Origin of the sequence: Pedococcus badiiscoriae, assembly GCF_013408925.1 — a bacterium.
GTDB classification, from domain to species: Bacteria; Actinomycetota; Actinomycetes; order Actinomycetales; family Dermatophilaceae; genus Pedococcus; species Pedococcus badiiscoriae.
The window spans coordinates 2,775,542-2,796,740 of record NZ_JACCAB010000001.1 but is presented as its reverse complement, the minus strand read 5'-3'; the positions used below and the strand labels follow the sequence as shown (position 1 = coordinate 2,796,740).

Genomic DNA, 21,199 nt, shown 5'->3' with positions numbered 1-21,199 from the left:
CAGTCAGGAACGCTCGCAGAGTCCGAAGCGGGCTCAGACGCGTGCCGTGTCCCGTCGGAAGCGCCATGCCGCCCCTCCCGCGAAGAGTGCGAGCCAGAAGACGACGTTGACCACTGCAGTCCACCCCGGCCCGGTCCCGGCGATGGGGGCGTGGGCCAGCTCGCTGAGGCCGTACATCGGGGTGAACTTCGCGATCGTCTGGAACGTCGAGCCCAGCTGGTCCAGCGGCGTGAACAGTCCGCCCAGGAAGGCGAGCAGCGCCAGGCCGGGACCCAGGATCTGCATGACGTTCTCGCTCGGCAGCAGGTATCCCATGAACACCCCGAACGCGGCGAAGACGAGCGAACCCACCCACGCGATCAGAGCCGTCTCGACCCACAGCGGACCATCCATGTGTGCCTGGGTGAAGCCGCCGGCGGCATACGTCACGGCGACGGAGACCGCGCCCAGCAGCATCGCCACGAGCACCTTCACCACGATGTATGCCGCGGGGGTCAGCGGGGTGAGCCGCAGCTGGCGGCTCCAGCCCTGGCTGCGTTCCGTCGCGACCATCGCGCCGCCGGCCGTGGTGGAGAGCATCGCGCCGTAGAGCGCCATCGAGATCATGATGGACGCCGCCCAGTTGCCGTGCGGTCCCGCGCTGCGCAGCGAGTAGGCCTTGCCGGTGCCGAACAGGAGGAAGAAGACCACCGGGAGCACGACCGAGAAGATCATGGTCCGCCGGTTGCGGGTCAGGCGGCGCACCTCCAGACCCAGCAGCGTGCCGTTGAAGCCGCCGAACCGAGGCACCCTGCGCTGCGGCGCCCTGGACGCGATGGCGCTGCTCATGACTGTTCTCCTTCGGTGGTCAGGGAGATGAAGGCGTCCTCGAGACCGCGTGAGGTGATCTCGAGGTCGCGGGCCTGGGTGGACCCCAGCAGGTGGCGGGCGACGGCATCGCTGTCGGTGGACGCGATGAGGACCGAGTCCCCTCTCACCTCGACGGTCTCGACGCCCGGAAGTGCTTGCAGCGCAGCGACATCGGCGCCCGGCAAGGTGGCCCGCACAGTCCGCCCCGACACCAGGGCCTTGACCTGCGCGGCCGTCCCGTCGGCCACGACCAGACCATGGCTGACCAGCACGATGCGGTCGGCGTAGGCGTCCGCCTCCTCGAGGTAGTGCGTCGCGAACAGCACCGTGCGGCCCTGGGCGGCGTCCTCGCGAATCGCCCCCCAGAAGTCCCGGCGCCCGGTGACGTCCATGCCCGTCGTGGGCTCGTCCAGCACGAGCAGCTCGGGATCGGGCAGCAGGGCCATGGCGAAGCGCAGGCGCTGTTGCTCGCCACCGGAGCACTTCACGACGCGCCGTCCCGCGATGTCGGCGATGCCGGCGCGGCCGAGCACCTCCGCCACGGGGCGGGTGTCGCCGAACAGGCTTGCGGTGAGTCGCAGCGTCTCCTCGACGGTCAGGTCCTTCAGCAGTCCCCCGGACTGCATCACCGCCGAGACGAGCCCGTGCCGGACGGCGACGGCCGGCTCCATGCCGTACACGAGGGCACTGCCCTCGTCCGGCCGGGCCAGCCCGAGCATCATGTCGATCGTGGTGGTCTTGCCGGCTCCGTTCGGGCCGAGGAACGCGATGATCTCGCCCGGCCGCACGGTGAGGTCGATCCCCCGCACCGCACGCACGCTGCCGAAGCTCTTCGTGAGCCCCCGGAGCTCGATCGCGGGCACCTCGACCGCTCTGGCGCCCGCGGCTGCCTGGGTGTGGGTCTGTGGCATGCCACCACTGTCCCGCGATGAGCGGCGTGGGTCTCGGACGGCCGTCACGTGGTCACGATGACGTCTGTCAGGTGGCGCCGGTGGGAGGCAGGCCCAGTCACTGCGTGCCGGGTCAGGTCCGCGCGCCGGGTCAGGACCGCGTGCCCACGGCGAGCGCGATGGCTGTCGGCGGATCGTCGGGAGCCCCGGTGACCAGACGGGACACCTGGTACACCGTTCCCGTCCTGACGTTCCAGGCCAGGATCCAGCGCCCGTGGGTCCCCACCGACTGGAAGAGCACGGTGGTCGCATCAGCCCAGCCGAGCACCGTGCAGCACCCCTTGAACCGCCCGGTCTGGCCGTCCGGGTTCTCCGGCGCGAGGAGCACCCGGGCCGACGAGCCGGGCACGTCCACGGCGACCAGCCCCTGGTAGATGGGGCCGTCCCCGAGACGGATCACCGGAGCCGTCACGTTCTGGTCGAAGAACGCCCCCGTCGCCGCGGACTGCTGCGTGCCCACCGTCTCCCCCCACACCCCGGACATGGGCGCGCGGACGAAGCCCCGGGCGACGGGCTTGGCCCCGTCGTAGGTGGTCAGGCCCAATGCCCTGGAGGGACTGTCCGCGGCGGTGATCCGGTACCTGCCCTCGTAGCCATCGACGACGGGCACGGCCGAGGGTCGGGCCTGTCCGGTGTCGATCGTCCAGGCGTGACCGGCGTCCCGGGCCACGACCACCCCTGCAGACGAGGTCCAGCCGACCCACTCCACGTGGTGCGACGGGACGGAATACGACACGGTGTCGCCCGTCCGGGTGTCGAGGCGGACGACGTGGTCGCCCTGGGGGAAGACGACGTAGCGCCCGCCACCACCGACGGCGTGCGGACCCAGCGGTGACGCGGAGTCCCCACCGGCGTCGAAGGTCCACTGCAGGTCGACCTTGTCGAGGACGACCTCGGCGCCGTCTCCCGACACCAGGACCGGGTGGAAGACCGCCCCGTCGGGGCGCAGGAAGACGGCGACCACGGGTCTGGGCGGCCCGGCATACGACTGGGCGGCCCGTCCGCGGACGTCGATGACCGACGGCAGCCCCACGTCGAAGGCCGGCAGCTGCGCCTCGGTGCCCTCCAACGGCATGACCGCGTAGGGCGTCCCGTCGGAGAGGGTCCCGGCGCCGGTCCTCGTGGCGGACGAGGTGGCGGGCGTGGGCCGGGGCGTGGTCGAGCCGCCGAGCTGGACGGCGGCGACCCCCAGCCCTGCTGCAGCGACGGCCGCGACGGCACCCATGGCCAGGCGACGCCGACGGGCCCGTCCAGCGACGGCGGCAGCCCACGCCCCCTCGGCGAAGTCCACCTCGGGGAGGTGCTCGCTGGCCCGTTCGAGCAGGCTGCCCAGGTCCCGTTCGGTCATGGCTGGTCCTTCCCGGACAGGTGCGGGGCGAAGTCGGGTAGCAGCTCGCGGAGGCGGCCCAGGGCCGCGTGGGTCTGGCTCTTGACGGTGCCGACCGAGACGCCCAGCGCCTCCGCGGCCTCGAGCTCGCTGCGGTCCTCGAAGAAGCGCAGCACCACCACCGCACGCTGCTTGGGCGTGAGCTCGGCCAGGGCACGGTCGAGGTCGATCCGCTGCCCGGTCTGGGACGTCCGGTCGCGCACCGGGACGTCGATGAGCGGCAGCGACGACAGGGACTCGCGTCGCGTCCTGCGCCACGAGGACACCGCATCGCGGTAGAGGATCCGTCGCACGTAGGCGTCGGGGTTCTCGGTCCGGAGCTTGTCCCATCGGGTGGCGAGCTTGGTCAGGGCTCCCTGGAGCAGGTCCTCGGCGAGGTGGGCGTCACCACACACCAGGTAGGCGGCGCGCAGCAGCCGGTGCTGGCGCGCCCGCACGTAGCGGGCGAACTCCTCGTCCACGTCGCTGCGCATGCCACCTCCCGCCGCTCACCGAGTCCCGTCCCCCCAGTAACGCACGGGGTGGCACGAAAGGTTGGCGCGAGGGGTTGGCGGGAGGGCGCGCGCGGTTCAGCAGCCGAGCAGGCGGGCGCCCAGGTAGGCCTCGACCTGGTCGAGCGCGACGCGCTCCTGCGCCATGGTGTCCCGCTCGCGGATCGTCACCGCCTGGTCCTCGAGGGTGTCGAAGTCGACCGTGATGCAGAACGGCGTCCCGATCTCGTCCTGGCGGCGGTAGCGACGCCCGATCGCGCCGGCGTCGTCGAAGTCGATGTTCCAGTGCTGGCGCAGCGTGGCCGCCAGGTCGCGGGCCTTGGGCGACAGGTCGGCGTTGCGCGACAGGGGCAGCACCGCCGCCTTGACCGGTGCCAGCCGCTTGTCGAGCCTGAGCACCACGCGCTTGTCGACCCCGCCCTTGGTGTTGGGCGCCTCGTCCTCGGTGTAGGCGTCGACGAGGAAGGTCATGAGCGAGCGCGACAGACCCGCCGCAGGCTCGATGACGTAGGGCGTGTACTTCTCGCCGCTGGCCTGGTCGAAGTAGACGAGGTCCGTGCCGGAGTGCTTGCTGTGGGTCGTGAGGTCGAAGTCGGTGCGGTTGGCGATCCCCTCGAGCTCGCCCCACTCGCTGCCGGTGAACCCGAAGCGGTACTCGATGTCGACGGTCCGCTTGGAGTAGTGGCTCAGCTTCTCCTGGGCGTGCTCGTAGTGGCGCAGGTTGTCGGGGGTGATGCCGAGGTCGGTGTACCAGCGGGTGCGCTCGTCGATCCAGTACTGGTGCCAGTCCTCGTCCTCGCCGGGCTTGACGAAGAACTCCATCTCCATCTGCTCGAACTCGCGCGTGCGGAAGATGAAGTTGCCGGGGGTGATCTCGTTGCGGAAGCTCTTGCCGGTCTGGGCGATGCCGAACGGCGGCTTCTTGCGGGCCGTGTTCATCACGTTGAGGAAGTTGAGGAAGATGCCCTGGGCGGTCTCGGGTCGCAGGTAGTGCAGCCCCGACTCGTCCTCGACGACGCCGAGGTAGGTCTTGAGCAGTCCGGAGAACTGACGCGGCTCGGTCCACTGGCCACGGGTGCCGCAGTTCGTGCAGGCGACGTCGGCGAGCTTGACCTCGTCGGGCGAGGTCAGGCCGTGCTTGGCCCCCGACTTCTCGAACACCGCCTCCTGCAGGTGGTCGGCCCGGAACCGCTTGTGGCAGGACAGGCACTCGACGAGCGGGTCGGAGAACGTCGCGACGTGGCCGGAGGCCTCCCAGGTCTGCGTCGGGAGGATCACCGAGGAGTCCAGCCCGACGACGTCCTCGCGGCTGGTGACCATGCTCTTCCACCACTGCCGCTTGATGTTCTCCTTGAGCTCGACCCCGAGCGGGCCGTAGTCCCAGGCCGACCTGGTGCCTCCGTAGATCTCACCGCACGGGAACACGAAGCCCCGGCGCTTGCAGAGGGAGACGACGGTGTCGACAGTGGAGGGTGCGGCCATGCGCAGAAGGTTACTGTGCGTCGTCCCGCCCCTCGACGGGGTATGCCGTGGCGCCTACGCTCGACCGCACACCCACCCGCACCCAGGGGGCCACCCGTGAGCGACCGTCCCTTCTCGGAGCGCAGCGCCCGCATCGGGGCGGCGGCACCCTTCCGGATGGTGTTCGACTTCGCCAGGAAGTCCGGCTACCAGGAGCGCAGACTCGAACCGGGGGTGCTCGACTTCACCTTCGGCGACCCCCACGAGATGCCCCTCCCGGACTACGTCGAGGCGCTGCGCGAGGCGGTCGTCCCGCGCGACGAGCTGTGGTTCGCCTACAAGTTCAGCCTGGTCGAGGCCCAGGAGGCTGCCGCGCAGTCGCTGCGCCGGGTCGTGGACCTGCCCTGGACGGCCGACCGGATCAGGATGACGACCGGGGGCTTCGGCGCGATCACGCTGGCGTTGAAGTCGGTGGCCGACCCGGGCGACGAGGTCGTCTACAGCCTGCCGCCGTGGTTCCTCTACGAGGCGCTGGCCCTGGAGGCGGGTCTGGTGCCGGTCAAGGTGCGGGTGGATGCCCAGACCTTCGACCTCGACCTCGACGCCATCGCCGCCGCAATCACCGATCGCACCCGGCTCGTCATCGTCAACTCGCCCAACAACCCGACCGGACGGATCTATCCGGAGTCGACGCTGCGCGCGCTGGCCGACCTGCTCGAGACGGCCTCGGCACGCCACGGCCGGCGGATCTACCTCATCTCCGACGAGCCCTACAACCGGATCGTGTTCGACGGGGCCCGGTTCCGCAGCCCGGCAGAGTTCTACCCCTTCACGCTGCTCTGCTACTCCTACGGCAAGACCCTGTTGGCTCCCGGGCAACGCCTCGGCTACCTCGCGCTGCCGCCGCAGATGCCCGACGCCGTCCAGCTGATCGACGCGGTCGAGAGCGTGCAGGTCGCGGCCGGGTGGCTGTTCCCCAACGCGGTCATGCAGTACGCCGTGCCCCGGCTGGAAGCGCTCTCGCTGGACCTGGCGCACCTGCAGGCCAAACGGGACCGGATGGCCGGGGCACTGCGCGAGCTGGGCTATGACGTCGCTACTCCCGAAGGCACCTTCTACCTGTTCCCGAGGTCCCCTCTGGCCGACGACGAGGCCTTCGTGGAGATGCTGGCGCGCGAAGGCGTCCTGGTCATGCCCGGCCGGCTCTTCGAGACACCCGGCTACTTCCGGATCTGCCTGACCGCCACCATGGAGACGATCGAGGCGAGCCTGCCCCGGTTCGCGACGGTCCTGGCGCAGACCCGCTCCTCCTGACGGGGTCTGGCGCTGACATAAGGTTTCGCCGTGCCCTCCCTGCGTGAACGCGTCACCGAAGCCAGCCTGCCCGCCGTCAACGCCTTGAACCGCCTGCCCAGGGCTGTCCCGTTCCTGGTGGTCCTGGCGCTGATGGTCGCGGGGATCTTCGTCCCGGGCTGGGGGTGGCTGTTCCTCGTGCTCGTCCTGGCCTTCCTCGGCTGGACGCTCTACCTGGCCTGGCCGGCACTGGACATGAACGGGCGACTGGGCAGGGTCGCCGTCCTGCTGCTGGCCGTGGCGATCACGATCACCCAGGCTGTGCCGCGCACCTGACGAGTTGACAATCATTCTCATCCGAGATGAGAATGATTGTCATGACGCTTCGCCCCCTCGGCCTGCTCGCGGGCCTTCTCGCCGCCGCCCTGGTCTCCGGCTGCGGCGGGACCGGGGGTCGCGACGTCGCCGACGGACGCCTGCACGTCGTGACGGCGTTCTACCCGCTGGAGTACGCCGCGGCCCAGGTCGGCGGCAGCCACGTGGCGGTCACCAGCCTGACCAAGCCCGGCGCCGAGCCGCACGACCTCGAGCTCAGCCCTCGACAGGTCGCGACCGTCGCGGAAGCGGATGTCGTGGTCTACGAGCGGCACTTCCAACCCGCGGTGGACGCCGCAGTCGACGGCGAGGCGCGCGCGAGAGGCTTCGACGTCTCCCCCGCTGCCCGGCTGGACCTGGTCTCGATCGAGGACGCCCACGCCCAGGGCGGCACGACGGAAGGGACACCCGCGGGCCAGGCGGCCGGGCAGGCGGGTGCCCGGGACCCGCACTTCTGGCTCGACCCGATGCGCTACGCCGACGTGGGTGACGCGATCGCCGCCCAGCTGGCGGCGCGCGACAAGCCCAACGCCGCGGCATACCGGGCCAACGCGAAGGCGTTCCGCGCGGTCCTGACCACCCTGGACGCCGAGTTCCGCACGGGTCTGAAGAGCTGCGCCAACCACGAGCTGGTCACCTCGCACGCTGCGTTCGGCTACCTCTCGCAGACCTACGGCTTCCACCAGGAGTCGATCACCGGGCTGTCGCCCGACGCCGAACCGAGCCCCGCGGCGATGGCCGCGCTGACCAGGCGCATCCGGGAGACCGGCGCGACCACCGTCTATGCCGAGACCCTGGTGAGCCAGGACGTCGCCAAGGCCCTCGCCAGGGAGACCGGTGCGAGACTGGCCGTGCTCGACCCCATCGAGGGCATCACCAGCGCCTCGAGCGGCCGGGACTACCCCTCGGTGATGCGAGCCAACCTCACGGTCCTTCGCACGGGACAGGAGTGTTCATGACCCCCACGGACGGCGCCATCATCGAGCTGCGTCGGGCGAGCTTCGGCTACGCCGACCAGCCGGTCGTCACCGGCGCCAACCTGACCGTCCGGCCCGGCGAGGTGGTCGCGGTGCTCGGGCCCAACGGTTCCGGCAAGTCGACGCTGGTCCGAGGGCTGCTCGGCCTGAACGACCAGCTCGGTGGCGAGGTCGAGCTGTTCGGCCAGCCGCGCGAGTCGTTCTCCGACTTCGCCCGGCTGGGCTACGTCCCGCAACGACACACCCTCTCCGCCTCGGTGCGGGCCACCGTCACCGAGATCGTCGCGGTGGGACGGTTGTCGCACCACCGCTGGTGGCGACCGGTCATCAGGTCGGCGCAGGACACCGCGATCATCGGCAGGGCGCTCGAGCTCGTCGGCCTGACGGACCGCGCCCACGCCGACGTGGCGACCCTCTCCGGCGGTCAGCAACGCCGGGTCCTCATCGCCAGGGCCTTGGCCTCCGACCCCGACGTCCTGCTGATGGACGAGCCGACGGCCGGGGTGGACGCCGCCAACCAGCAGGTGCTGTCCGCGGTGCTGGCCCGGCTGGCCGCACAGGGCACGACGATGGTCATCGTCACGCACGAGCTCGCCGCCCTGGCCGACATCGTCACCCGGATCGTCGTCGTGCAGTCCGGACGGATCGCCTTCGACGGGTCCCGCGAGGAGTTCGCCGCGCGGACGGGCGAGTTCACCTCCTCCGTCGACCACCACCACGAGGACGAGGACCGCGTGACCAGGCCCAAGCTGCCGGGGGCGCCCGCCTCCGGCCCCCTCGACCCGCGCGGAGGTGTCCGTCGATGAGTGAGCTGCTGTCCCTCGACTTCATGCGGCAGGCGCTCATCGCTGCCGTCCTGGTCGGCATCGCCGCCCCCCTCGTGGGCGTCTTCCTCGTCCAGCGTCGACTCTCCCTCATCGGCGACGGCATGGGCCACGTCGCCCTCGCCGGCGTCGCCGTGGGGGTCCTCACCGGCCACGCCCCGGTGCTCACCGCGCTCGTCGCGGCCGTCGCCGCCGCGGTCGCGATCGAGCTCATCCGGGGGCGCGGCCGGACCAGCGGCGACATCGCCCTCGCCGTGATGTTCTACGGCGGCATCGCCGCGGGCGTGGTGATCATCGCCAAGTCGCCGAGCAGCAGCCCGGCCAACCTCACGGCATACCTGTTCGGCGCGATCACCACCGCCAACCAACGCGACCTGTGGGTGTTCGCCGGGCTGGCCCTCGTGGTGCTCATGGCGACCTGGCTGCTGCGACCGTGGCTCTTCGCCGTCGCCAACGACGAGGAGTACGCCCGCGCCAGCGGGCTGCCGGTGACCGGCCTCAACATCGCGCTGGCCGTCCTGACCGCCGTGACGGTCGTCGTGTCGATGCGCGTGGTGGGCCTGCTGCTCATCAGCGCCCTCATGATCATCCCGAACGCCACCGCCCAGCTGCTCGGCCGCAGCTTCCGCGCCTCGATGCGCTGGGCGGTGCTCGTGGGAATCGTGGCCAGCGTGGGCGGGGTGATCGTGTCGTTCTATGCCGAGACCCCTTCCGGCGGGACGATCGTGCTGCTGGCCATCGGGTTCTTCGTGCTGGCCGCGACGAGCACGGGCCTGGTGGCCCGGGCCCGCGCGCACCAGCACCGGCGAGCAGAGCGGCACGACCACGAGCACGGTCCCGAGTGTGGACACCCAGCCGTCGCCCACGGCGACCACCTCGACTACGTGCACGACGGGCACCGGCACGCACCCCACGAGGGCCACTACGACGAGCACGACCCGGCCAGGCACGAGGCGGCCGGCCACCACGGCGGCGACCACGCCAGCCACGAAGACCGCGACCAGGCCGGCCACGAAGGCGGCGCTCGGGAGACGCAGAGGGAGGGGGCACCGCAATGACCGGAGTCCAGGACCGGACCTCGGAGGGCGCCCGCCGTCCCACCCGCCAGCGGGCTGCGGTGACGGCGGTGCTGGCCGGGACGAGCGAGTTCCGCTCCGCGCAGGAGCTGCACGCCCGGCTGCGCGAGGCCGGGGACAAGGTCGGGCTCGCCACCGTCTACCGCAACCTCCAGGCGATGGCCGCCGACGGTGAGATCGACATGCTGCGCACCGACGAGGGCGAGGCCGTCTACCGCGCCTGCTCGACCGGACACCACCACCACCTGGTCTGCCGCGTGTGCGGCAGGACGGAGGAGGTGGAGGGACCGACCGTCGAGGCGTGGGCCAGCCGGGTCAGCGCCGAGCACGGGTTCACCGACGTGCGTCACACGCTGGAGATCGTCGGCACCTGCGCGACCTGTTCCGCTCACTGACCTCTGCTAGCAGAGGTTGCCTGACCTAGCAGAGGCTGCAGCATGTGCTGAGTCAGCCAGCCTCTGCTAGCAGCAGTTAGCGCGGACCCTCGACGGCCTTGTCGACCGCCTTGTCGACGGCGCCGCCATAGCGTCGGTCGCGCTCGGCATACGTCTGGATGGCCGCCCACAGGTGTCGACGGTCGTAGTCGGGCCACAGGGTGTCCTGGAAGACCATCTCGGCGTAGGCGCTCTGCCACAGCAGGAAGTTGCTCGTCCGCTGCTCCCCCGAGCTCCGCACGAACAGGTCGACGTCGGGCATGCCGGGCTCGGGCATGTACCGGGCGATCGTCGACTCGTCGATCGACCCCGGCTTGAGCTTGCCGCGCTGCACCTGCTCGGCGATCCGCTGGACGGCGTCGGCGATCTCGGCCCGCCCGCCGTAGTTGACGCAGAAGTACAACGTGAGCCCGGTGTTGTCCTTGGTCAGCTCCTGGGCGATCTCGAGCTCCTTGATGACCGAGCCCCACAGCCGTGGCCGGCGACCGACCCACCGCATCCGCACGCCCCACTCGTGCAGCTGGTCGCGACGCCTCCGGATCACGTCGCGGTTGAAGCCCATGAGGAACCGGACCTCATCGGGACTGCGTTTCCAGTTCTCGGTCGAGAAGGCGTAGGCGGACAGGTGCGTCACCCCCGCCTCGATGGCGCCGGCCGTCACGTCGAGCAGGGATGCCTCGCCGGCTTCGTGGCCCTTGGTGCGGGCGAGCCCCCGCTGGTTGGCCCAGCGTCCGTTGCCGTCCATGACGATCGCGACGTGCCGCGGCACGAGCTCGGGTGGCAGTGCGGGCGGCTGGGCCCCGCTGGGGTGCGCGAAAGGCCGGGGGTATGCCGTGCTCACGCCTCGGCCGCCTGGGCGGCGTGCGCCCGCTCGACCGTGTCCACCACGCCGAGCGGAGCGGGCGACCAGGTCACCCGGGAGTCGAGTCGGGGCTGGGCATCGGGGTCACGTCGGTCCACGAGGCGCAACGATCGCACACCGCGCTCGAGGTGCCACTGGAGGAACGCGCTGGCCAACGTGCTCCCCTCGCGACGGTGCCTGCCCTGCGACGCGTCGGCGACCACCCAGTCCCCGGCGAGCAGCGCGGCCAGGAGGGCGAGCGTCTCCGGCGCCGGCGCCGCGGACCCGACCGGACGGCATACCGGGCAGACGGTGCCCCCCGAGGCGAGGTTGAACGCGCGGTGCGGGCCCTGCGCACCGCACCGCGCGCAGTCATGGAAGCTGGGCGCCCAGCCGGCCACGGCCAGCGCGCGCAGCAGGTAGGCGTCGAGGACCAGACCGGGGTCGTGCAGCCCCTCAGCCATCGACCGCAGCGCGCCCTGGAGCAGGAGGTACTGCTGGAGGTTGGGCTCCCGCTCCTCGGTGAGCCGGTCCGCGGTCTCGAGCATCGCGGCGGCGGCGGTGTAGGTCGTGTAGTCCCGGGCGAGCACGTCACCCCAGGAGGCGAGGGTCTCGGCCTGGGTCACGGTGTCGAGGTTGCGTCCCTCGTAGCACTGGACGTCGACCATCATCGCCGGTTCGAGCCGCGCCCCGAAGCGGCTCTTGGTGCGCCGGACCCCCTTGCCCACGACGCGGACCTTGCCCAGCGTGCGCGTGAGCAGGGTGACGATGCGGTCGGCCTCGCCCAGCTTCTGGGTGCGTAGGACGATGCCTTCGTCGCGGTACAGGGGCATGCCCCCATTGTCTCTCCCCCAGCCGCGTTTCCCGGTATGCCGCTGCGGCCAGTCCCCTGCGAGCGCCCAAGACTAGAACAGGTGTTCGAAGATGAGATATGCTGCTGGCATGTCCACGGCACTCCAGGGACCGTCAGCGTTCCAGGCATCGTTGCTCGACACCGGTGACGACATCCACCTGCACCCCCTGGGCGACGGGCTGCACCGCACCCAGCTCAGCCGCGGCGCGTGGGTCGACTATCGCCCGGGCTGGCTGGCCGGCGCCGACGTGCTGTTCGAGGCGCTTCACCACGAGGTCCCCTGGTACGCCGAACGGCGCGAGATGTACGAGCGCATGGTCGACGTTCCGCGGCTCTTGAAGTTCTACGACGAGGACGAGCCCCTCCCCCACCCGGTCCTCACCCAGGCTCGCGAGGAGCTGAGCCGGTGGTATGCCGCGCAGCTCGGCGAGCCGTTCGTGACGGCAGGCATGTGCCTCTACCGGGACGGCAGGGACTCGGTCGCGTGGCACGGTGACCGGGTCGGGCGGGCCAAGGACCTCGACACGATGGTCGGCATCCTGTCGATCGGGTCGGCCCGTACGCTGTCGCTACGTCCCCGAGGAGGCGGGCACTCGATCGGCTTCTCCCTGGGCCATGGCGATCTCGTGGTCATGGGTGGCTCCTGCCAGCGCACCTGGGAGCACGCGATCCCCAAGACCACCAAGGCCGTCGGGCCGCGCATCTCCATCCAGTTCCGCCCCCGCGGCATCCGCTGACCGAGGAGCAGGCGGCGCCGGTCGGGCGGCCCCGGTCAGGCCGCCCCGGCGCGCTCCGCTCGGTTGACGGCGGACAGCACCGCGGTGAGGGACGCCTTGACGATCGAGCTGTGCAGGCCGACGCCCCACAGGACCCGCTCGCCGACGGCGCACTCGACGTAGGCAGCCGCCTTGGCGTCGCCACCGGCGGACAGCGCGTGCTCGGCGTAGTCCAGCACCCGCACGTCGACGCCCAGGGTGGACAGCGCGTCGATGAACGCGGCGATCGGTCCGTTCCCGGTGCCTTCGACGACCACCTCGACCCCGCGGTCGAGCATCGTGGCGCTGATCTTGTCGATGCCGTCCTGCTCGCTGATGAGCGAGTGGCTGACCGGGGTGAACCGGCCCCACGTGTTGACCGCTCCGTCGACCGCGGGCAGGTACTCGTCCTGGAAGATCTCCCACAGCTGTGCCGCGCTGACCTCCCCGCCCTCGCTGTCGGTCTTGGCCTGGACCACGCCGCTGAACTCGATCTGCAGCCGGCGGGGCAGGTCGAGCTGCTGCTCGGTCTTGAGCAGGTAGGCGACGCCGCCCTTGCCCGACTGGCTGTTGACCCGGACCACGGCCTCGTACGACCGCCCGACGTCGTGAGGGTCGATCGGCAGGTAGGGCACGCCCCAGACCAGCTCGTTGATCGACTTGCCGCTGGAGGCCACCTGGCGCTCCATGTCCTCGAAGCCCTTCTTGATGGCGTCCTGGTGCGAGCCGGAGAAGGCGGTGAACACCAGGTCCCCGCCCCACGGGTGGCGCTCGCCTACCGGCAGCTGGTTGCAGTGCTCGACGGTCCGGCGGATCTCGTCGAGGTTCGAGAAGTCGATCTGCGGGTCGATGCCCTGGCTGAAGAGGTTCATGCCGAGGGTGACGAGGTCGACGTTGCCGGTGCGCTCGCCGTTGCCGAAGAGGCAGCCCTCGATGCGGTCCGCGCCGGCGAGATAGCCGAGCTCGGCCGCGGCCACCCCGGTACCGCGGTCGTTGTGCGGGTGCAGGCTGACGACGATCGACTCGCGCCGCTCGAGGTGCCGGATCATCCACTCGATCGAGTCGGCATACACGTTGGGCGTGGCCATCTCGACGGTCGCGGGCAGGTTGATGATCATCTTGTGGTCCGGCGTCGGGTCGATGACGTCGGCCACCTCGTTGCAGATGCGCACCGCGAACTCGAGCTCGGTGCCGGTGTAGGACTCGGGGCTGTACTCGTAGTAGACGACCGTGTCGGGGACGGTCTCCTCGAGCTTGCGACACAGCCGCGCGGCCTGCAGCGCGATGTCGACGATGCCGTCCTGGTCGAGCCCGAACACGACCCGCCGCTGGAGCACCGAGGTCGAGTTGTAGAAGTGCACGATGGCCTGCTTCGCCCCGCGAATCGCGTCGAAGCTGCGCTCGATGAGGTGGTCACGGCACTGGGTCAGCACCTGGATCGTGACGTCGTCGGGGATCATGTCGTCCTCGATGAGCATCCGCACGAAGTCGAAGTCGGTCTGGCTCGCCGACGGGAAGCCGACCTCGATCTCCTTGTAGCCCATCCGCACCAGCAGCTCGAACATCCGCTTCTTGCGGTCCGGGCTCATCGGGTCGATGAGGGCCTGGTTGCCGTCGCGAAGGTCGACCGCGCACCACCGCGGAGCGCGCTCGATGACGCGCCCGGGCCAGGTGCGGTCCGGAAGCTCGAACGGGATCTGGTCCTTGAACGGAACGTACTTCGCGACCGGCATACCCGACGGCTGTTGCGGGTGGATCATGTTCTCTCGCCTAACGATTCGTTGCTGCTGAGGTCAGCCGGGGCAACGCTACTCCGCGACGAGGGGCGGCTGATCGGTCAGGCCCCGCCGCGGCGGCGAAGGAGGAGGCGCAGAGAACGCACGAGTCGAGGGTATGCCGCGCGGCCGGCATACGTCCAACGTCCGAGCCACGTCGCCCACCATCCGGACGCCGCCCAGGCTGAGTGGCCGGTAGGTTGCCGTCATGATGATCCGACCGGACACGCTCGCGGCCATCAAGGCGGGCGAGGTCGACCTGGCGTTCCGCCGATGGGACCGGCCGCGAGTGGTGGTCGGGACCAGGCTGCGCACCCGGGTGGGGCTGCTCGACGTGACCTCCGTCGACAAGGTCGCACCGTCGCGCATCACCGCCGAGGAGGCCAGGCGCGCCGGCGCGAGCTCCCTGGTCGAGCTGCGGCGGATGCTCGAGGCCAAGGCGGACCGCCCGGTGTGGCGCGTCGGCCTGCGCCATGCCGGAGCCGACCCGCGCGAGCAGCTGCGCAGCACGGTCCCGGACGCGGATGGGGTGTCCACGATCCGTGAGCGCCTCGACCGGCTCGACCGCGCCTCCGCCATCGGGCCCTGGACCCGGGCCACGCTGGCGATCATCGACCGGCTCCCCACGGTCCGCGCCCCGGAGCTGGCCGCGGAGCTGGGACGGGACACCCTGAGCTTCAAGCGCGACGTCCGCAAGCTCAAGGAGCTGGGACTGACGGAGTCGCTCGACATCGGCTACCGGCTGTCGCCCCGAGGAGCAGCCGTGGTGGATGCCGAGTCTGGGGCACCCCGGCTCGGTCGACCCGCGGCACCGGAGGGCACGCCCCTTCCGCGCATTGGCGCCCCGGCCACTCGAGCCCTGCGGGCCGAAGGGATCTGGACCCTGGAGCAGGTGCGGGACCGGGGCGAGCAGGAGCTGGCGGCGATGCACGGCGTGGGGCCGATCGCCCTTCGCTTCCTGCGAGAGGCCCTCGCCGAGCGCGGCTGGACCTTCGAGGGTCAGTCGAAGATCCCCGAGTAGGCGTTGAGCGCGGGCTGGCCGCCCAGGTGCGCGTAGAGCACTGTCGAGTCCGCCGCGATCTCACCCGTGGTCACGAGGTCGACGAGCCCGGCCATCGACTTCCCCTCGTAGACGGGGTCGATGATCATGCCCTCCAGGCGCCCGCTCAGGCGGATCGCCTCGACGGTCGACTCGACCGGGATGCCGTACAGGTCGCCGGCCCAGCCCTCGAGCACGGTCACCTCGTCGTCCCTCAGCGGGCGTCCGAGGCCGATGAGGTCGGCGGTGTGCTGGGCGATCCGGCGCACCTGGTCGCGGGTCTTGTCGATGGTGGCCGAGGCGTCGATGCCGAGCACCCGTCGTGGACGACCGCCCGCATCCTCCAGGGCCGCGAAGCCGGCGATCATCCCCGCGTGCGTCGACCCGGTCACCGTGCAGACCACGATCGTGTCGAAGAAGACGCCGAGCTCCTTCTCCTGCTCGGCCACCTCGTAAGCCCAGTTTGCGAATCCCAGCCCACCCAAGGGGTGCTCGGAGGCCCCGGCCGGGATGCCGTACGGCCTGCCGCCCGCCTCCTCGACCTCGCGCAGGGCGTCCTCCCAGGAGGAACGGATGCCGATGTCGAAGCCGTGCGGGTCGAGGCGGGCGTCGGCGCCCATGATCCGCGACAGCAGGATGTTGCCCACCTTGTCGTTGACCGGGTCGTCCCAGTCCACCCACTTCTCCTGCACGAGGCGGCACTTGAGCCCGAGGTGCGCCGCGACGGCCGCCACCTGCCGGGTGTGGTTGGACTGGTAGCCGCCTATCGACACCAGCGTGTCGGCGCCCTGCGCGAGAGCATCGGGGACGATGTACTCGAGCTTGCGGGTCTTGTTGCCACCAAAGGCAAGCCCACTGTTGCAGTCCTCCCGCTTCGCCCAGACCTGGGCGCCGCCGAGGTGTTCGGTCAGGCGGGACAGGTGGTGCACCGGGCTCGGGCCGAAGGTGAGCGGGTAACGCTCGAAGTCGGCGATCGACATGGGCTTCTCCTGTGGGTGGGGCGGTCAGGTCTCGAGCAGTGGAGCCAGGGTCTGCCAGGTCTCGTGGGACACCGCGGCCGCACCCTCCCGGTCCCCCGCCTGGCAGAGGTCGATGAGCCGCGCGTGCAGGGACACCGAGTCGCGCCCGGAGAGCGAGCCGAACCGCAACCGCTCGACCCGGCGTAGGACCGGCGTGAACTGGTCGAGGACCGCGGCCAGCGCGGCGTTGCCCGCCGCCTCCACCGGTATGCCGTGCAGCTCGTCATCCGCCTCGAGCGCCGCGTCGGGGTCGCCCGCCTCGAGGGCAGCCGCGAACCGCGTGTTGGCCGCACGCATGCGCGCCAGGTCCGCGGCGGTGAGCTGGCCGACCGCGTCGTGTACCGCGAGCCGGTGCATCTGCGCCACGACCGCCTGGGCGTCACGAGCCGCGCGGGTGTCGAGCGAGGCCACCGTGGTCGAGCGACCCGGCAACGCCGCGACGAGCCCGGCCTGCTGGAGGCGGAGCAGTGCCTCACGGACCGGCGTCCGGCTCACCCCGAGCCAGGCTGCCAGCTCCTGGTCGCGCAGCTGCTCACCGGGGGCAAGGGTGCCGTCCACGATGGCGTCCCGCAGTCGGCGATGGACGTCGTCGCGCAGCAGGGCCCGAGAAACGGGGAGCTGAGTGGCCGGGACTGGCATGCGATATATTGCATATCAGGGTCTCGGAGAAGTCAAGGGTCGCTCGCTGTGCACACCCCGGCGGCGTAAACCACATGCGACGGCGACGCCCCACCCGGCACGATGCGGCCATGGAGCTCCCCGACCCGCTGACCGCCCGGCCGATGGCACCCTCCGACGCCCGGGCGGTCTTCGAGCTCGTCGCCGCTGCCGAGACCCATGACCTCGGCGAGGCGGCCATCGAGGTCGAGGACATCGAGGGCGACTGGGCCCGTGCCAGCTTCGACCTCGCCACCGAGAGCATCGGTGTCTGGGAAGGCGACCGGCTCGCGGCATGCGGCGAGGTGTTCAAGGGCCGGCGGGCGGACGCCTCCGTGCACCCGGACTACCGCGGTCGGGGCATCGGCAGCTGGCTGGCTGACTGGCTCGAGGACTGCGCACGCACTCGCGGGTCGAGGCTGGTCGGGCAGACCGTTCCCGAGGGCAGCGGCGCAGAGGCGTTCTTCCAGGGCCGCGGCTACCGGCAGGGTTGGACGTCGTGGGTGCTGCAGGTGCCGGCGGACCGGACCATCGAGGCTCAGCCGCTGCCGCCGGGATACGGCCTGCGCGAGCTCGCCGAGCCGGCCGACGCACGGGTCGCGTTCCAGCTGATCGAGGACGCCTTCAACGAGTGGCCGGACCGCGACCCCTCGAGCTTCGACGACTGGGCGCCGCGCGGCCCGCTGCGCCCGGGGTTCGAGCCGTGGCAGATCCGCTTCGTCGTCGATCCGGCCGGCACCGCCGTGGGCGTCTGCTTCACGATCCTCGCGGGCGCGACCGGCTACGTCGACGCGATCGCCGTCCGTCACGACCAGCGCGGCCTCGGCCTGGCCCGGGCCCTCCTGGTCGACGCGTTCGCGCGCGCCCGGGCCCACGGAGCGACCGTCAGCGAGCTGTCCACGGACTCGCGGACGGGCGCCCTGGGGCTCTACGAGCACGTCGGCATGCAGGTCGTCCGGACCTGGCGCCACTGGATGACGGACCTCTGAGCCGAGCCCGGCTCGACCGCAGGCTACGACGCGTGGGGCTGCGCCACGGCATACCCGCGAGTAGCGTGGGAAGCCCCCAGGAGGCGACCCATGAGCAGTGACCTCGACCAAGAACCCGTGGTGAACGCGAGCGAACGGGAGTCCCGCGCGGTCGCGGAGGCGGCCCGAGAGACGGACTGGGAACGCCCCAGCTTCGCCAAGGGCCTCTACCTCGGCCACTTCGACCTCGACCTGGTGCACCCTCACCCGCGGGCGACGGCCGAGGACGAGGCGCGTGGCGAGGAGTTCCTGGCCAGGCTGCGCGAGGTCTGCGCCCAGATCGACGGGGCCCGGATCGAGCGCGAGGCGAAGGTCCCCGACGAGGATCTCGCACGGCTGGCCGACATCGGGGCCTTCGGCATGAAGATCCCCCGCGAGTACGGCGGACTGGGGCTGACGATGTCCTCCTACGGCAAGGCGCTCATGCTGGTCGGGTCGGCGCACCCGAGCCTCGGGGCCCTCCTGTCCGCCCACCAGTCCATCGGGGTGCCCGAACCCGTCAAGCTCGTCGGCACTCCCGAGCAGAAGCAGGCCTTCCTCCCCCGGTGTGCCGCGGGCGCCATCTCGGCGTTCCTGCTCACCGAGCCGGACGTGGGCTCGGACCCGGCCCGGATGGGCAGCACCGCCACCCCCACCGAGGACGGCACGGCCTACCTGCTCGACGGGGTGAAGCTGTGGACCACCAACGGCGTCGTCGCCGAGCTGCTCGTCGTCATGGCACGGGTGCCCGAGCACGACGGGCAGCGCGGCGGCATCACCGCCTTCGTCGTGGAAGGCAGGGCTGAGGGGATCACCGTCGAGCGGCGCAACTCCTTCATGGGGCTCAAGGGGATCGAGAACGGCCTGACCCGCTTCCACCAGGTGCGGGTGCCCGCGGAGAACCGCCTCGGCAAGGAGGGTGAGGGGCTCAAGATCGCGCTGACGACCCTCAACGCGGGGCGCCTGTCCATCCCCGCCATGTGCGCTGCCGCGGGCAAGTGGGCGCTCAAGATCTCACGCGAGTGGTCCGCCGAGCGGGTGCAGTGGGGACGGCCCGTCGGCGAGCACGGGGCCGTGGCCGAGAAGATCGCCTTCATCGCCGCCACGACCTACGGCCTCGAGTCGGTGCTCGAGCTGTCCGCGCAGCTGGCCGACGCCGGCAGCAAGGACATCCGCATCGAGGCCGCCCTCGCCAAGCTCTGGGCGTCGGAGATGGCCTGGCAGATCGCCGACGAGCTCGTGCAGGTCCGCGGGGGTCGCGGCTACGAGACGGCCGAGTCGCTGCGGGCCCGTGGCGAACGTGCCGTGCCGGCCGAGCAGATGCTGCGCGACCTGCGGATCAACCGGATCTTCGAGGGCTCGACCGAGATCATGCACCTGATCGTCGCCCGCGAAGCCGTCGACGCCCACCTCAAGGCCGCGGGTGCACTGGCCGAGAAGGACGCCTCGCTCGAGGACAAGGCCCGCGCCGCCGCGGGTGCGAGCGGCTTCTATGCGAAGTGGCTGCCGCAGCTGGTCATCGGCAAGGGCGCGGCCCCCACCTCGTATGCCGAGTTCGGCGTCTTGGCGACGCACCTGCGGTTCGTCGAGCGGTCCAGTCGCAAGCTGGCCCGGCAGACCTTCTACGGCATGTCGCGGTGGCAGGCGAAGCTGGAGTACCGGCAGGCGTTCCTCGGACGGGTCGTCGACATCGGCGCCGAGCTCTTCGCCATCGCCGCGGCCTGCAGCCGGGCGGAGATGCTCCGGACGGACGACGAGTCCCGGGGCAGGTCTGCCTACCAGCTGGCCGACGTCTTCTGCCAGCAGAGCCGACACCGGGTCGAAGCCCTCTTCACCGACCTGTGGTCCAACTCCGACGACGCCGACACCCGACTGGCCAAGGGCGTCCTGGCCGGCGACTACACCTGGCTGGAGGAGGGTGTGCTCGACCAGAGCGAGGGCACCGGCCCGTGGATCGCCCCGTGGTCACCCGGGGCCAGCGAGACCGAGTCCGTCTGGCGTGCCGTCCGCTGACCTCGCCGCTTGTTCGGAGTGTCCGGCGGGTCCTGACCCGTCGCAACCTCCGAACCACGGCGTCAGCGGCGAACCACGGCGTCAGCGGCGCTTGAGCAGCTCTTCGGCGATCTGCACCGCGTTGAGGGCGGCACCCTTGCGCAGGTTGTCACCGACGACGAACAGCACGAGGCCCTTGCCGGCCGGGGCCGCCTGGTCGACGCGCACCCGTCCCACGAAGACCTCGTCGCGCCCAGCCGCCTCGAGCGGGTTGGGCACGTCGGTGACGACCACACCCGGGGCCTTGGCCAGCAGCTCCAGGGCGCGCTCGGGCGTGATGTCGTCGGCGAACTCGGCGTGGATGGCGAGCGAGTGCCCGGTGAAGACGGGCACCCGGACGCAGGTGCCCGAGACCAGCAGGTCGGGGATGTGCAGGATCTTGCGCGACTCGTTGCGCAGCTTCTGCTCCTCGTCGGTCTCCAGCGACCCGTCGTCGACGACGGACCCCGCGAGCGGGATGACGTTGAAGGCGACCGGCACGGCATAGACGTTGGGTGCCGGCACCGGCACCGCTCGCCCGTCCAGGGCGAGGTCGGCAGGTGAGCCCGCGGCATACCCACCGCGCAGCTGGCCGTCGAGCTCCTGGACGCCCTTGCCGCCGGAGCCGGACACGGCCTGGTAGGACGCCACGGTGAGGCGGACGAGTCCCGCCGCGTCGTGCAGCGGCTTGAGCACGGGCATCGCGGCCATGGTCGTGCAGTTGGGGTTGGCGACGATGCCCTTGGGGATGGTGTCGAGGTCATCGGCGTTCACCTCGCTGACGACCAGCGGGACGTCGGGGTCCTTGCGCCACGCCGACGAGTTGTCGACCACGATCGCACCGGCCGCCGCGACCTTGGGGGCCAGCTCCTTGGACGCCGCCCCGCCGTTCGAGAAGAGCGCGATGTCGATCCCGGAGAAGTCAGCCGTGGCCGAGTCCTCGACGGTGACCTCGCCACCGGCCCACGGCAGCGTCGTGCCCGCCGACCGCGCCGAGGCGAAGTAGCGGATCTCGTCGACGGGGAAGCCCCGCTCGGCCAGGAGTGCGCGCATGACCGAGCCGACCTGCCCGGTGGCCCCGAAGACACCAATTCTCATGGGCCAA

21 protein-coding genes are annotated in these 21,199 nt (G+C 71.1%); 10 read left to right on the top strand and 11 right to left on the bottom strand.

Features of this window, described 5'->3' with window-relative positions; translation table 11 throughout:
• Positions 1 to 33: 33 nt before the first annotated feature.
• From BJ986_RS13190 to BJ986_RS13170, 5 genes are all read right to left on the bottom strand, one after another.
• Entirely contained in the window at positions 34 to 828 is a 795-nt protein-coding gene (locus tag BJ986_RS13190; protein ID WP_179422395.1) for an ABC transporter permease, read from the bottom strand.
• The gene (locus tag BJ986_RS13185; RefSeq protein ID WP_179422394.1) at positions 825 to 1,760 is read right to left on the bottom strand and encodes an ABC transporter ATP-binding protein; all 936 of its coding nucleotides are present in this window, start codon (positions 1,758 to 1,760) and stop codon (positions 825 to 827) included. Before BJ986_RS13185 ends, BJ986_RS13190 begins: the two co-directional genes overlap by 4 nt.
• 130 nt (positions 1,761 to 1,890) lie before the next feature.
• Positions 1,891 to 3,147 (bottom strand): hypothetical protein, encoded by a 1,257-nt coding sequence (locus BJ986_RS13180; RefSeq protein WP_179422393.1) that lies wholly within the window; start codon positions 3,145 to 3,147, stop codon positions 1,891 to 1,893.
• Positions 3,144 to 3,659, bottom strand: coding sequence for a SigE family RNA polymerase sigma factor (locus BJ986_RS13175; RefSeq protein WP_179422392.1), 516 nt, complete (start codon positions 3,657 to 3,659; stop codon positions 3,144 to 3,146). Before BJ986_RS13175 ends, BJ986_RS13180 begins: the two co-directional genes overlap by 4 nt.
• 96 nt (positions 3,660 to 3,755) lie before the next feature.
• Entirely contained in the window at positions 3,756 to 5,159 is a 1,404-nt protein-coding gene (locus tag BJ986_RS13170) for a glycine--tRNA ligase (RefSeq protein WP_179422391.1), read from the bottom strand.
• A 96-nt stretch (positions 5,160 to 5,255) separates the two neighbouring features.
• Here BJ986_RS13170 and BJ986_RS13165 point away from each other — a divergent pair, with 96 nt between their 5' ends.
• From BJ986_RS13165 to BJ986_RS13140, 6 genes are read left to right on the top strand one after another with little or no spacing between them, the layout of a single operon-like run.
• Complete coding sequence (locus tag BJ986_RS13165) at positions 5,256 to 6,452, top strand: aminotransferase class I/II-fold pyridoxal phosphate-dependent enzyme (RefSeq protein WP_420372047.1); 1,197 nt, start codon at positions 5,256 to 5,258, stop codon at positions 6,450 to 6,452.
• 30 nt (positions 6,453 to 6,482) lie between these two features.
• Positions 6,483 to 6,767, top strand: a complete 285-nt coding sequence (locus tag BJ986_RS13160) for a DUF6703 family protein (RefSeq protein WP_179422390.1) — start codon at positions 6,483 to 6,485, stop codon at positions 6,765 to 6,767.
• Between the two features lie 41 nt (positions 6,768 to 6,808).
• Complete coding sequence (locus tag BJ986_RS13155; RefSeq protein ID WP_179422389.1) at positions 6,809 to 7,765, top strand: metal ABC transporter substrate-binding protein; 957 nt, start codon at positions 6,809 to 6,811, stop codon at positions 7,763 to 7,765.
• A complete protein-coding gene (locus tag BJ986_RS13150; protein WP_179422388.1) occupies positions 7,762 to 8,589 on the top strand; it encodes a metal ABC transporter ATP-binding protein in 828 nt (275 codons plus the stop codon). The genes BJ986_RS13155 and BJ986_RS13150 overlap by 4 nt, the downstream gene beginning before the upstream one ends.
• Entirely contained in the window at positions 8,586 to 9,665 is a 1,080-nt protein-coding gene (locus tag BJ986_RS13145) for a metal ABC transporter permease (protein ID WP_179422387.1), read from the top strand. Before BJ986_RS13150 ends, BJ986_RS13145 begins: the two co-directional genes overlap by 4 nt.
• Positions 9,662 to 10,078, top strand: coding sequence for a Fur family transcriptional regulator (locus BJ986_RS13140; protein ID WP_179422386.1), 417 nt, complete (start codon positions 9,662 to 9,664; stop codon positions 10,076 to 10,078). Before BJ986_RS13145 ends, BJ986_RS13140 begins: the two co-directional genes overlap by 4 nt.
• A gap of 76 nt (positions 10,079 to 10,154) precedes the next feature.
• On the opposite strand, the gene BJ986_RS13135 is transcribed toward BJ986_RS13140, so the two are convergent.
• The gene (locus BJ986_RS13135; RefSeq protein WP_179422385.1) at positions 10,155 to 10,958 is read right to left on the bottom strand and encodes an isoprenyl transferase; all 804 of its coding nucleotides are present in this window, start codon (positions 10,956 to 10,958) and stop codon (positions 10,155 to 10,157) included.
• Positions 10,955 to 11,791 carry a DNA repair protein RecO gene (gene recO / locus BJ986_RS13130; RefSeq protein ID WP_179422384.1) on the bottom strand — a complete coding sequence of 279 codons (837 nt, stop codon included), beginning with the start codon at positions 11,789 to 11,791 and terminating at the stop codon, positions 10,955 to 10,957. Before recO ends, BJ986_RS13135 begins: the two co-directional genes overlap by 4 nt.
• A 109-nt stretch (positions 11,792 to 11,900) precedes the next feature.
• Here recO and BJ986_RS13125 point away from each other — a divergent pair, with 109 nt between their 5' ends.
• Positions 11,901 to 12,548 carry an alpha-ketoglutarate-dependent dioxygenase AlkB gene (locus tag BJ986_RS13125; RefSeq protein ID WP_179422383.1) on the top strand — a complete coding sequence of 216 codons (648 nt, stop codon included), beginning with the start codon at positions 11,901 to 11,903 and terminating at the stop codon, positions 12,546 to 12,548.
• A 35-nt stretch (positions 12,549 to 12,583) separates the two neighbouring features.
• Here the strand turns inward: BJ986_RS13125 and leuA are convergent, their stop codons facing one another.
• Positions 12,584 to 14,326, bottom strand: coding sequence for a 2-isopropylmalate synthase (gene leuA / locus BJ986_RS13120; protein ID WP_179422382.1), 1,743 nt, complete (start codon positions 14,324 to 14,326; stop codon positions 12,584 to 12,586).
• 223 nt (positions 14,327 to 14,549) lie between these two features.
• Here leuA and BJ986_RS13115 point away from each other — a divergent pair, with 223 nt between their 5' ends.
• The gene (locus BJ986_RS13115) at positions 14,550 to 15,362 is read left to right on the top strand and encodes a hypothetical protein (RefSeq protein WP_179422381.1); all 813 of its coding nucleotides are present in this window, start codon (positions 14,550 to 14,552) and stop codon (positions 15,360 to 15,362) included.
• Here the strand turns inward: BJ986_RS13115 and BJ986_RS13110 are convergent.
• The gene (locus tag BJ986_RS13110; protein WP_179422380.1) at positions 15,341 to 16,360 is read right to left on the bottom strand and encodes a 1-aminocyclopropane-1-carboxylate deaminase; all 1,020 of its coding nucleotides are present in this window, start codon (positions 16,358 to 16,360) and stop codon (positions 15,341 to 15,343) included. The two genes, BJ986_RS13115 and BJ986_RS13110, sit on opposite strands and share 22 nt — an antisense overlap.
• 24 nt (positions 16,361 to 16,384) lie before the next feature.
• Entirely contained in the window at positions 16,385 to 17,038 is a 654-nt protein-coding gene (locus tag BJ986_RS13105) for a GntR family transcriptional regulator (protein WP_179422379.1), read from the bottom strand.
• Between the two features lie 110 nt (positions 17,039 to 17,148).
• Between BJ986_RS13105 and BJ986_RS13100 the strand changes: the two genes are divergently transcribed.
• Together BJ986_RS13100 and BJ986_RS13095 are read left to right on the top strand one after the other, a co-directional pair.
• Positions 17,149 to 18,045, top strand: coding sequence for a GNAT family N-acetyltransferase (locus BJ986_RS13100; protein ID WP_179422378.1), 897 nt, complete (start codon positions 17,149 to 17,151; stop codon positions 18,043 to 18,045).
• 90 nt (positions 18,046 to 18,135) lie between these two features.
• Positions 18,136 to 20,076: an acyl-CoA dehydrogenase family protein gene (locus tag BJ986_RS13095; RefSeq protein ID WP_179422377.1), complete on the top strand. Its 1,941-nt coding sequence runs from the start codon at positions 18,136 to 18,138 to the stop codon at positions 20,074 to 20,076.
• 81 nt (positions 20,077 to 20,157) lie between these two features.
• Here BJ986_RS13095 and BJ986_RS13090 read toward each other — a convergent pair whose 3' ends face one another.
• The gene (locus tag BJ986_RS13090; RefSeq protein ID WP_179422376.1) at positions 20,158 to 21,192 is read right to left on the bottom strand and encodes an aspartate-semialdehyde dehydrogenase; all 1,035 of its coding nucleotides are present in this window, start codon (positions 21,190 to 21,192) and stop codon (positions 20,158 to 20,160) included.
• Positions 21,193 to 21,199 lie beyond the last annotated feature (7 nt).